Source organism: Rhodococcus sp. Leaf247, from assembly GCF_001426185.1.
Classification (GTDB): Bacteria; Actinomycetota; Actinomycetes; order Mycobacteriales; family Mycobacteriaceae; genus Rhodococcoides.
In genome coordinates, this window is sequence record NZ_LMRP01000001.1 from 1,329,499 (window position 1) to 1,341,248 (window position 11,750).

12 protein-coding genes are annotated in these 11,750 nt (G+C 64.9%); 8 read left to right on the forward strand and 4 right to left on the reverse strand.

Annotation, left to right across the window (positions count from 1 at the left end):
- Window positions 1-121: 121 nt before the first annotated feature.
- From ASG64_RS06325 to ASG64_RS06335, 3 genes are read left to right on the forward strand one after another with little or no spacing between them, the layout of a single operon-like run.
- On the forward strand, window positions 122-979 hold the full coding sequence (locus ASG64_RS06325; protein ID WP_056071134.1) for an alpha/beta fold hydrolase: 858 nt from the start codon (window positions 122-124) through the stop codon (window positions 977-979).
- Window positions 976-1,875: an alpha/beta fold hydrolase gene (locus ASG64_RS06330; RefSeq protein WP_056071137.1), complete on the forward strand. Its 900-nt coding sequence runs from the start codon at window positions 976-978 to the stop codon at window positions 1,873-1,875. Before ASG64_RS06325 ends, ASG64_RS06330 begins: the two co-directional genes overlap by 4 nt.
- Window positions 1,872-3,443: an FAD-dependent monooxygenase gene (locus tag ASG64_RS06335; RefSeq protein WP_056071140.1), complete on the forward strand. Its 1,572-nt coding sequence runs from the start codon at window positions 1,872-1,874 to the stop codon at window positions 3,441-3,443. The genes ASG64_RS06330 and ASG64_RS06335 overlap by 4 nt, the downstream gene beginning before the upstream one ends.
- Before the next feature lie 35 nt (window positions 3,444-3,478).
- On the opposite strand, the gene ASG64_RS06340 is transcribed toward ASG64_RS06335, so the two are convergent.
- From ASG64_RS06340 to ASG64_RS22020, 3 genes are all read right to left on the reverse strand, one after another.
- Window positions 3,479-4,138, reverse strand: coding sequence for a TetR/AcrR family transcriptional regulator (locus ASG64_RS06340; protein WP_056071144.1), 660 nt, complete (start codon window positions 4,136-4,138; stop codon window positions 3,479-3,481).
- Between the two features lie 149 nt (window positions 4,139-4,287).
- The gene (locus ASG64_RS22015; RefSeq protein ID WP_235579504.1) at window positions 4,288-4,536 is read right to left on the reverse strand and encodes a hypothetical protein; all 249 of its coding nucleotides are present in this window, start codon (window positions 4,534-4,536) and stop codon (window positions 4,288-4,290) included.
- Entirely contained in the window at window positions 4,533-4,688 is a 156-nt protein-coding gene (locus ASG64_RS22020; RefSeq protein ID WP_235579505.1) for a hypothetical protein, read from the reverse strand. Before ASG64_RS22020 ends, ASG64_RS22015 begins: the two co-directional genes overlap by 4 nt.
- Before the next feature lie 99 nt (window positions 4,689-4,787).
- Between ASG64_RS22020 and ASG64_RS06350 the strand changes: the two genes are divergently transcribed.
- Window positions 4,788-5,210, forward strand: a complete 423-nt coding sequence (locus tag ASG64_RS06350) for an EAL domain-containing protein (protein ID WP_056071147.1) — start codon at window positions 4,788-4,790, stop codon at window positions 5,208-5,210.
- 1,032 nt (window positions 5,211-6,242) lie between these two features.
- Here ASG64_RS06350 and ASG64_RS06355 read toward each other — a convergent pair.
- Complete coding sequence (locus ASG64_RS06355; RefSeq protein WP_056071150.1) at window positions 6,243-6,962, reverse strand: FadR/GntR family transcriptional regulator; 720 nt, start codon at window positions 6,960-6,962, stop codon at window positions 6,243-6,245.
- Window positions 6,963-7,075: 113 nt separating this feature from the next.
- Between ASG64_RS06355 and ASG64_RS06360 the strand changes: the two genes are divergently transcribed.
- Genes ASG64_RS06360 through ASG64_RS06375 form a run of 4 tightly spaced genes read left to right on the forward strand, consistent with a single transcriptional unit; the run spans window position 7,076 to window position 11,735 of the window.
- The gene (locus tag ASG64_RS06360) at window positions 7,076-8,707 is read left to right on the forward strand and encodes an AMP-binding protein (protein WP_056071153.1); all 1,632 of its coding nucleotides are present in this window, start codon (window positions 7,076-7,078) and stop codon (window positions 8,705-8,707) included.
- Between the two features lie 8 nt (window positions 8,708-8,715).
- Window positions 8,716-9,486, forward strand: a complete 771-nt coding sequence (locus ASG64_RS06365; protein WP_056071156.1) for an enoyl-CoA hydratase-related protein — start codon at window positions 8,716-8,718, stop codon at window positions 9,484-9,486.
- Window positions 9,483-10,673 carry an acyl-CoA dehydrogenase family protein gene (locus ASG64_RS06370; RefSeq protein WP_056071159.1) on the forward strand — a complete coding sequence of 397 codons (1,191 nt, stop codon included), beginning with the start codon at window positions 9,483-9,485 and terminating at the stop codon, window positions 10,671-10,673. Before ASG64_RS06365 ends, ASG64_RS06370 begins: the two co-directional genes overlap by 4 nt.
- A 9-nt stretch (window positions 10,674-10,682) precedes the next feature.
- Window positions 10,683-11,735 (forward strand): acyl-CoA dehydrogenase family protein, encoded by a 1,053-nt coding sequence (locus ASG64_RS06375; protein ID WP_056071162.1) that lies wholly within the window; start codon window positions 10,683-10,685, stop codon window positions 11,733-11,735.
- The last annotated feature ends 15 nt before the right edge of the window (window positions 11,736-11,750 follow it).

The window sequence follows — 11,750 nt, forward strand, 5'->3', positions numbered from 1 at the left end:
AGATCGATCGCCGGCATACGGTTGGTCAGATTACGAGCACATCGTATCCAAAATCATCCTGGCGCACAAAACTGAAGGAGCCGCTTGCGCAGTGCCTCATAACGGATACGCTGTATCCATTATGAGCTACGAAACAGGCAGCAGCGTTGACCTGCACCACACCGCCGATGGAATCCGTTTGCGGTACCGACGATCCGGTACCGGGCCGACGATCGTGCTCCTGCACGGAACCACGTCGTCACTCGAACACTTCGACCGTCTCGCCCGCATGCTCGCTCGGCGTTACGACGTCGTGCGGGTCGACCTCCCGGGTTTCGGGATGACCGGACCACGCCCGGACCGGGACTACCGCATCACCACCTATGCGCGCACGATCGCCGCCTTTCTGGACGGCCTGGAGATCAAGCAGGCAGTCGTCCTCGGAAACTCCCTCGGCGGAAACGTTGCGTGGAACCTAGCGCGGGACCGACCCGACCTCGTTCGTGCGCTCATTCTGGTCAACGCCACCGGGTACCCCTCCAAGGAGCTCCCCCGAGGCATGCAGCTCGCACGCAAACCCTGGATTCGTCCACTCCTGCGGCGGTGGCTGCCACGGACCATGGTCGAGAAGAATCTCCGACAAGCAGTGGGCCCACTGTCCACCATCGTCGACGACGCGATGATCGACCGGGTGCACCGCTTGTGGTCGCGGCCGGGAAACAAATCCGCATTCGTGGACTTCGTCAACACCGACCAGACCGACCGCACCGACGAACTCGCCACCATCACCGCACCCACACTCGTCCTGTCGAGCGCGTCGATGCCACAACGATTCGCGGTCGACATTCCCGGTGCCCGCGAACGGATCAACCCCACGAGCGGGCACCTCCTGCCGGAAGAGGATCCCGAGTGGGTGCTGCGTGCGGTCACCACGTTCCTCGACCGGTCGGACGAGCAGGGCAACGACACCGACATCGACGTCGAGGAGTCGATCCGGTGAAGTTCTTCGTCACGCGCGACGAGCACCTCCGCCTCGACGCCGCCGCACGAGCCACGCTACGAGGAGACTTCGCACGACTGCCGGACGGACATACCCACTACGAACTGACCGGACCCCCGGCCGGCGATCTCATCGTCTGCGTGCCCGGGCTGACCATCCCCCTCTTCTATTGGGATCACGTGCTACCGCACCTGCACGCGAGCGGACTGCGCACACTCACCTTCAGCGCCTACGGACGCGGCTACTCCGACCGAGTCGAGGGACGGTACGACGAGGCGATGTTCGTCCGGCAACTCCGGGATCTGCTCATCCATCTGCAGATCGACGAGCCCGTTCACCTGGTCAGCACCTCGATGGGCGCCCTCATCGCGATGGCATTCTCCCTCCACCGTCCGGACGCGGTACGCACCCTCACGCTGCTCGGACCGGCAGGGTTGTCCACCGACACCGCGTTCCAGCAGAAAATACTGCAACTCGACCCGGCCGCCAGAACCGTGGCCCAGCTGCTCGGACGGTGGCTACTTCTCGGTCACCTCGAACACAATGTCGCCGACAAAATGCTCGTCGAACCCCTGACCCGCATGATCGCGGACTGCTACCACTATGAAGGATCGATGTACTCGTTCTTCTCCACGCTGCAGAACTATCCACTCTCCGGCAGGCACGACCTCTTCCGACTCACCGGAGACCTCGGCATCCCGACACTGCTGGCGTGGGGAACCCTCGACACCGTCACCCCGATCGCCGGGCTCGATACCGCGCGGGATCTGCTGCGCCCCATCGCCGTCGAGGCTCTCGACATGTGCGGCCACATGGCCCCGTACGAACGCCCGGAGACCACCGCCGACATCATCTCCGCATTCCTCACCATCGACCACGAGAGGACCACACGATGAACGACACCACACCGTGCGACACCGAGCACCCCGCCACGACTCTCGATGTCCTGATCGTCGGCGGCGGCCCCGCCGGAACCACCATGGCCATCGAGCTCATCCGCCGCGGACTCACCGTCCGAGTCGTCGACAAGGCCCCCGGCGGATTCCCCGGATCGAGGGCCAAGGGTATACAACCCCGAACACAGGAAATCTTCGAGGACATGGGCCTGCTCGCCGGGATCCACTCCGGCGGATCGACCTACCCCCGAATGGGCATCCACGCCGGCCCGATCACGGTGCCGTGGGCGTCGATCAAGACCAACACACCCACCGACGCCGTGCCCTACCCGAGCACCTGGCTGATCCCACAGTTCCGCACCGACCAGGTACTGCACGACCGGCTCGCCGCCCTAGGCGGGCGCATCGACTACGACCACGACGTGCTCACACTCACCCAGAACGACACGAGGGTGACTGTCTTCCTGGCGACGCCACACGGCGAAGAGACCGTCTCCGCGCGCTATGTGGTCGGCGCAGACGGCGGATCCAGCATCGTCCGCCGCTCCCTCGGCATCGAGTTCGAGGGCACCACCGACGAGACCGACCGCATGCTCATCGTCGACGCCGAAGTCGACGGCGATCTCACCCGTAACCGTTGGCACATCTGGCCTCTCGGCGGCGCATTCGTCGGAGCCTGCCCATTACCCGACAGCGATCTCATGCAGTGGATGGTCACACTCGACCCGGACGAGGAAGCCCCTTCCACCGCCGCGGACATCACCGCACGCATTCGAACGCGCACCAAGAAGAACATCACCCTGACCCGGATCGCGTGGCGCAGCGTCTTCCGACCCAACATCCGCATAGCGCAGTCGTATCGACAGGACCGGGTCTTCCTTGTGGGCGACGCCGCACACGTGCACCCGCCCGCCGGCGCCCAAGGCCTCAACACCGGAGTCCAGGACAGCTACAACCTCGCGTGGAAGCTCGCACAAGTCCTCGACGGTGCCGACGACGCGCTTTTGGACACCTATCAGGACGAACGGCAACCCATCGCCGCCACCGTTCTCGGCATCTCGGCGCAGAAGTACGCCGGTATCGCTTCGGCAAGTCCGGCCAGCCTGAAACGAGGCAAGGACGAGTATCAACTGGCTGTGAGTTACCACGGCGGTCCGCTCGCACCCGCCGACTCCGATCGCACCTCCACATTGTCCGTGGGCGACCGAGCACCCGATGCCGTGCTCGACGTCGCCGGCACCCCGGCACGACTCTTCGATTTCTTCCGCGGAACACACTTCACCGCCATCACTTACGGACTCGTCGCCACGGGCACGTCCCCGGCTCTCGACTGGCCCGGGCGAGGCGCCGCACTCCACACCGTCGCCATCGACGCGCCAGGGCAGATCGCCGACCATCAGGCTTCCGACACCCGCGGAAACTTCCGCAGAACCTACGGCCTCGACGGACCCACTACCCTCTTCATCCGGCCCGATGGCTACATCGCCGGCATCGTCCGAGTCGATCGACCGACCACGCTGCCTGCCTCGGTGCGTACCGTCACCGGAATGCTCCGCACCACAGCGTGATCGATGACTGTCTCGCGCAGCAGTCTCTTGGGACGCTAGTTCCCGATGCCCCAGGTTCGCGCGTGCGTGTCGAGCCCACTGACGAACAATTGGAGACCGAAGGCGAACTCGTCGTCCAAGCTCACCGTTTCCTCGGCGTCGACGGCCGACGATGCCGGAAAGTCCTCGGGATCGAGTGTCGACCACACATCGGGACGCTGATCCACACCCCCGGGACGCGACGACTGCACACCGAAGCCCAACACGAATCGAGCCAGACTCGACCATGCCCGCACAGCCTGCGGCGGTTCGAAACCTGCATGCAGCAACCGGGCGAGACAGCGTTCACGCAGGCGTACGGCGTTCCGCCCTGCCGGTATGCGTTCGAGCATCAGCGGCGCGATGTTCGGATGACGACGCAACACCGCGAACATCTCCCGCGCGCTCACCGACAGCGCCACTTGCCAGCTGTCACCCTCGGCCGACTCGCTCAACGTGACGGCCTCACCCATCACAGAGTCGACCACCTGCGCCACCAGATCGTCGCGACTGTCGAAATGCCGGTACAACGTCGCCGTTCCGGACCCCAACCGCTTCGCAAGACCCCTCATGGTCAACGCGTCGACCCCGTCATCGTCGACAAGTGCGACCGCGGCCGACAGGATTCGGTCCAGCTCGACGGGTGGCCGACCTGGAGACCGACCTGAAAGGGACATGACCCCATTATCGCCGAGCCGCAGAGCGTGTCCGACGTTGCACCTCGTTCACCGTCCTGGTCTCGACATCCGCCGCGGCTGTGGCGGAGAAGCGCGATGACATCGACTCGAACACCGCCCGAAGGTAGGTGCCGGTCCTTCTCACGATGTCAGCACACGTGCGGAGTCACCGATGATCGCAGAATGCCGGGGCGCGTCGGCACCAGCACCCGTGCGAGATCTGCCAGCGGCACAGGAGTGTCGATCACCTCGGCCCACGGGTACCTTCCCTGCGTCGCGTCGAGGAACACCACAGCCTGCGAGAGGTGACGGGGCTCGTAGTTGTGCACTCCGGTGATGGCCCACCAGTTCCGGACGACAGCCTCGGGGTCGACGGAGATCGGCGGGCCAGGGGTCACCGATCCGGCCAGGACGAACCGGCCGCCGATGTCGAGCCGGTGGAGTGCGGATTGCAGGGCCGCCGATGCCCCGTGAAGTCGATGATCACGTCCGCGTCGCCGCCGTCGTCGTCGATCCCTCCGAAGCGTCGAGAGATGTTCTGTCGGCGCATCTCACCCAACGCCGGTGACTCTCCGCACCCTGGAACCATCCACGTCAACGCTCTCCCTGTCGAACTCGACACTGCGCACCTCGAAGCGCGCTGAGCTCCGTGTTCGACACCGGCCTGCTCCGACCCCACCAACTGGACCTCGAAATCGCCGAGAACGCCATCGCACCGCATCACGACGACGCCCGCCGCGGTATCGCGAGGATGCAAGCCCTCGGCGTGCGGATCACCCTCGACGACTTCGGCAGCACCGACACCAGCCTGTCGATGCTCGCGGCGCTCGACGTCGACATTGTCAAACTCGGACCGGTACTCGTCGACGCACTCGATCGACTCCCCAGGATGGCCACCATCGTCCGCTCCCTGGTGCAGATGGCCGAAAGCCTGGACGCCGTGGTCATCGCAGAAGGTGTCGAACGGCCGGAGCAGCTCGACATGCTGCGCCACCTCGAAGTGCCCCTCGCCCAGTGGTACCTGCTCGGGATTCGCCACCTCGACACCGCGCAATCCGCCACCACGATCTGACGCCGCGAATCTCCGGCGACCGACGTGAAGCGAGTGGTTTCCATCCACAGAAGTCCTTGGAAGTCCACCTCCGGTAGTGGACATTCCTGCGCTGAAATCCATCCACGTCCACCCGAGTCCACCCGAGTCCACCGAAGGAGTTACGGATGAGTTGTGACAACTCGTGACAGCGAGCCCTTTTTCGGAGCATTTCGCAGGTGACCGAACGGCCCTGGACCGTGGCGGACCTGCATGGACGTACCGGGAGAAGTCGTGAAACGAGAGGTCAGATCAGGCCATATCAGAGCATTTATGCTGGTCAGAGGCATATCAAGAGCCTCCTTTCGGGATTGAACCGAAGACCGCTCGCTTACAAGGCTTCGACGGCACGATCAGGTGGATACACCTGGACTCACGAAGACCGTCCTGATCTGCGTATTCGTCCATCACCGTCCGCCGCGGTCCACCTCCGTCCGTCCCGACTTGTGACACTCTCGTGACACCGAGACTGAGCCGCCCGGCCCAAATATCGGCGTGTAACTAGCTGTGCCACAGGGTGTCACACAGCCATCGGTCAGTTCGGTCGACGCCAGGTTTCTGTCGGTGCGTGCACCGGCCCGTCCCTTTACCATTGTCGAGCATTCGGCGGAGCCACAAAAGCTCGTTCCTGTCTTCGACGACAGGCGTATCTTGCGCCAACGCTCGGTCGACGCAGGTGTAACGCTGACCAAAAATCCGCGCAGACTGCATGCGGCCGAATCGCATCCGCGCGGTTCGGAACGCCTCACTTGAGCAGCTTGGTCAGCGGTCTTGATCGGGGCAGACACCGTTGAGCCGAGAAGCCCTTACCCCTTGGACCTTCCGCACTTCACACTTTCGACGTCTGCACAAGCGGACGAAGGCGGGGCTCAATCCGACTAGGCGGGCTGCGAACTGGTTACCAGCTTAGGGTTGGCGATCGAAGACCTCAAAACCGCTCTGAATACCCAACCTCACGGCGGCAACGACCATGCCTACAGGTTCCAAGTCGTTCTCTGGCACAGCTGACGCTAGTTACATCTGCCACCGAACGGGCCCGGATATGATCTCGGACAGCCGGCGACGGTAGTACTTGGCCGTCTCCTCGACGAATGCGCTCATGGTGGCCGCCGCGGCGTCCTCGTCGCGCGCCCGCATCGCGTCGAGTACGTCCTGCTGCATCTCGATCGCCGCCAGCCGCGTCGCGATGGGGTGCTCGTTCGGCTCGGCGTCCCGCACGAGCAGCCACAGGGTTTCCATGACGATGTTGAGCACCGGGTTGCCGGCGGCGTCGTAGACGCTGCGCTGGAAAGCCGCGTTGTTCTCCTGGAAGTTGGCGTAGTCACCGGGGTCTTCGCGCATCCGGTCCAGCGCGGTCTGCATGACGTCGACCTGCTCGTCGCTGATGTTCGCGGCCGCTTCACGCGCCACGATCGGTTCCAGCATGAGCCGGACGTCGATGACGTCGCTGATGTTGGCCCCGTCGATCTGCAGGAAGAGTTTCATCGTGTTGCCGAGCGACTCGAGTTGAGGGCGCTTCGCTACCGGACCGCCGCCGATGCCCGACTTGATCGTGACCAGGTCACGGCTCTCGAGCAGCCGAAGCGCTTCACGAACGGTGGTCCGTGCGACGCCGTGCTCGGCCACCATGTCCTTCTCGGTGGGCAGTCGCTGCCCTTCGACGATGCCACCGGCCAGGATCTCGTCGGCGATGAGGTTGGCGATCTTCGCTGACATCTTCGGGGCCCGGACCATCGAACAACCATAGCCGTCGGCAGGTGTGCTCTACGTTAACTCTATACATAGTTTGCGCGGTTAGTTACTGTAGTTGTTGTCAGAAAAGTAACGACTCACGGCAGGGAGTAGCCATGTTGCCGACAAGGCCGCCGACCGCCGCTCTCGCGCACTCGTATCGAGCCGGCGGGCATTGGCAGGACCGGCCGATCGGGCACTACCTGACCCGCGCGGCACGCGAGTACCCGGACGCGGTCGCCGTGGTGCAGGGTGATCGACGCGCCACGTTCGCCGACATCGACCGGGACGCGACGCGACTCGCGGCGGCCCTGCACGCCCGAGGCGTCACGTCCGCCGACGTCGTCTCGTTCCAGCTCCCGAATTGCGTCGAGGCGGTCGTCGTCTTCCAGGCCGTGATGAAACTGGGCGCTGTGGCCAACCCCATCGTGCCCATCTACCGATCACGCGAGCTCCGCTTCATCCTCGGACAGTCACAGGCGAAGGTCGTCTTCGTTCCCGACGAGTTGCGTGGAGTCGACGTCGACGCGATGTACCGCGATCTGGCAGCCGACCTACCGAACCTCGAACTCGTCGTCTCCGTCGGAGAGTTGGACGATCTGCTGAGCCAGGTCACGGACGAGATGGTCACCGAATTACGTTCGCTTACATCACCTTCCGCCGACGACGTCTGTCTACTGCTCTACACGTCGGGCACCACCGCCGACCCCAAGGGCGCGCTCCACAGTCACAACACCCTGGTCTTCGAGAACATGTCGATGATCGACTGGTTCGGGCTGAACGAGACCGACGTGATCTTCAACCCCTCACCGGTCACCCACGTCACCGGTGTCAACTGCGCGCTCGTTCTTCCGTTCCTTCTCGGCACGACCGTTGTCCTCCAACAGACTTGGGACCCGGCGACGGCCTTGCGTCACATCGTCGACGAGCGCTGCAGTTTCATGATCTTCTCGACGCCGTTTCTCCGCGGGCTGCTCGACGCAGCCGAATCGGCGCAGGAGCAAACACCGTCGATCAGGTACATCGTCTGCGGCGGAGCCGACGTACCCGACACTCTCACCGCGGCGGCCACGATTCGCCTCGGCACCGTGGTCCGCATGTACGGCGCCACCGAGGGGCCGTCCGTCACCACGGCCGATCGGTGGGATTCCCCGGCTGTGCGCCAGAACTCCGACGGGCGCCCCATCGCACCCACCGAGGTGATCGTGTCGGACGCAGCCGGCGGAGTCGGCGAAATTCTGTGGCGCGGACCGGACACGTTCCTCGGCTACCTGGACCCCGCCCTGAACGCCGACGCCTTCACGCCCGACGGATTCTTTCGTACCGGCGATCTCGGCAGCTTCGACGCCGATGGCGCCATTCACGTGGTGGGCAGGATCAAGGACATCATCAACCGCTCCGGGGAGAAGATCAGCGCCCACGACGTCGAGAATCACCTCGGTGCCCATCCCGCCGTGATCGAGGTCGCCGTCGTCGCGGGACCCGATTCCGTTACGGGAGAACGGGGATGCGCGTTCGTCGTCACCCGCGATCATCAGGACATCACCCTCGACGAGGTCCACCGCTTCCTCCTCGACCGCGACATAGCCGTGCAGAAGATTCCCGAAAGCATCTTCGTGGTGGACTCGCTCCCCAAGACCGCCAGCGGCAAGGTGCAGAAATTCGCCCTGCGCAACTGGACACGCGATCGCGCTGCCGTGCCGGCGCAGATGGCGGCGATGACCTTCGCCGCGTCACACGAGAAATAGAGGCTCCCTTGTCTTCAAAGCCCGAACACGTCGTGGTCACCGAGCCCGAACCCGGTATCGCGCTGGTCGAGTTGGCCCGCGGCAAGGTGAACGCGATAGACACGCAGATGTACCGGGAGATCGCCAGCGTCTTCGAGGCACTGTCCGACAACCAGGACGTAAGGGTCGTGGTGCTGACCGGACGCGGCCGCATCTTCTGCGCCGGCAACGATCTCGGCAACTTCCGGGTGATGGACGCAACCAGCGGCGTGGTCGACATGCGCGAGGCCAAGCGTGCGATCTTCGGAGTGCTGGACTGCGCCCTGCCCGTGATCGGCGCGATCAACGGACCCTGCCTCGGCAGCGGATTCGGTCTCACGTCGATGTGCGATCTGGTGGTCGCCTCCAACCGGGCGACGTTCGGCCTTCCCGAGATGGGGGTCGGCGTGCTCGGCGGTGGACGCTTCACCGCGCGGATGCTGCCCCAGCAAGCCATGCGCCGGATGTTCTTCACCGCCGAGTCCGTCGATGCGGAGACGCTGAAGAACTGGGGTGCTCCGATCGAAGTCGTTGCGCACGAGGAGTTCATGGCAACCGCGATGTCTCGTGCTCGTTCGATAGCAACCAAGAGTCGGTACGCGCTGACCCTCGCCAAACAGTCGCTCAACGGCTGCGAAGACGTAGACATCAAGCGCGGTTACGAACTCGAGCAGTCGTACACCCTCCGCTTGTCCGAACACCCCGATTCCAAGATCGCCGTCGAGGCGCGCATCGCCGAGATGGCAGGAAGGAAGTCATGACGATCGACGTGCAGGCATTCGCCGAGAAGTCCGCGGCGTGGCTCGAGGAGAACCTGGAACGCCGGACGGGCACCACGACGTCCGATCCCAACTACGCGATCTTCCACAACCGCAGCCACGACGAGGAACGCGAACTGATCGAAGCTGCGGCACAGTGGCAGGGCCGCCGGGTCGACGCCGGATTCGGTGCGATCACGTGGGCCCCCGAGTGGGGCGGACCGGGACTGACGGCGAGTCACGAGCGCGTCTACGTCGGACTCGAGCGGCAGTACGATGTGCCCGAACGACACGAGACCGTCTTGGTCACAGTCGAATTGGTGGCGCCGACCATCCACGCCCTGGGTTCGCCCGAACAGCAGGCTCAGTTCGTGGCGCCCTTCCTGCGAGCCGACGAGCTGTGCTGCCAGCTGTTCTCGGAACCGGGCGCAGGCTCCGATCTCGCCGGCCTGTCGACGAAGGCCGTCAAGTCCGACGGCGGCTGGCGCGTCAACGGCCAGAAGGTGTGGAGTTCGGGGGCTCAGTTCTCCAAGTGGGGTCTTCTCATCGCCCGCACCGACACCACGGTTCCGAAACACCGCGGGATGACCGCGTTCATGATGCCCATGGACGCACCCGGCGTCGATATCAGACCCATCCGGCAGATGTCGGGCGGATCGACATTCAACGAGGTGTTCCTCGCCGACGTGGAGTTGCCCGACTCGCTGCGCATCGGCGCCGAGGGCGACGGGTGGACGGTCGCGCTGACGACGCTCGGGTTCGAGCGCAGTTCGAGCGCCGGCATCGTCAGCGCGGGCGGGAACAGCACGGACCTGGTCAGGCTGGCGAAGAGCCTCGGCATCTCCGACGATCCACTGGTCCGACAGCAGCTGGCCGAGGTCGCCGTCTACGAACGAGCGTCGGCCCTGATGGTTGCCCGATACGCCGAGCGCGAGCTGGCGGGAGGCGTTCCAGGAGTCGAAGGTTCGATCGGCAAGCTGGTCTGGACCCAGAACCTCAAGCGCATCGGCGACGCGGCGGCGGCGTTCCTCGGCCCCGCCATCCTGGCGGACACCGGGGCACCCGACACCTTCGCGTGGACCGAGCATCTGCTCGGCGCTCCGGGGTACCGGATCGCGGGCGGTTCGGACGAGATTCAGCGCAACATCATCGGCGAACGCGGGCTCGGCTTGCCTCGCGAACCACGTTAGGAGCACGGCATGACACTCGAACTGACGGTCGAACAACGGGACCTGCAGAGCAGCCTGCGTTCGTCGCTCGCGAGAACGGAAGCGGGCCAGGACGTTCGGCCGGCACTGCTGGAAATGGGCCTCACCGAGATCCCGTTCCCGGAACGGTTCGGCGGCGCCGGCTTCACACTGAAGGACACAGCGGTAGTCATGACCGAACTGGGTCGCTCGCTCGGCAGCGCCCCCTATTTGTCGTCGGTGATCCTGGCCGGCTTCACCGTTCTGCACGCCGGGTCCGAATCTGCTCGTGCACAGCATCTTCCGGAGATCGCCGACGGTAGCAAGACTGCTGCTCTGGTGACCGCGTTTCCGTTCGCGGCCTCGCCGATCACGGCTACCGCCGGCGTCGACGACACCCTTGTCCTCGACGGCGCACAGGAAGCCGTGGTGGACGGCGCCGATGCGGATCTGCTGATCGTGGTGGCCACCGGGCCGGACGGACCGGAGCTCGCAGTGATCGAGGGCGCCGCCGCCGGGGTGATCCGGACGCCCCGTGAGGCCTTGGATTTCACCAGATCGCTTGCGCGCATCGAGTTCTCCGGGGCCGTCGCCCACCGCGTGACCGGCGACGACATCGATGCCGGCCTCGACACCGCGCAGGCGGCCGCGATCACCGCCCTGGCCGCCGAACAGGTGGGGTCGGCCAGAGCCTGCCTGGAGATGTCGGTGGAGTACGCGAAGACCCGGCACCAGTTCGGCCGGGCCATCGGGTCGTTCCAGGCCATCAAGCATCGCCTCACCGACATGCTCATCGCAATCGAGCTGGCCGAAGCAGCCGTACTCGATGCGGCCGGGGCCGACGAGCGCAGCCGAAGCGAATTCGTCGTCGCCGCGGCAACCGCTCGCATGCTCGCATCCAGGGCAGCCACCTTCGCCGCCGAGGAGTCCGTTCAGATTCACGGTGGCATCGGGTTCACCTGGGAACACCCGCTGCACCGATACTTTCGGCGGGCCAAGACCAGTGAGCTGCTGTTCGGTGCCACCACCGTGCACGCCGAAACCGTTGCCGCCGACCTGATCTGAATCAGGGCGGCGGCT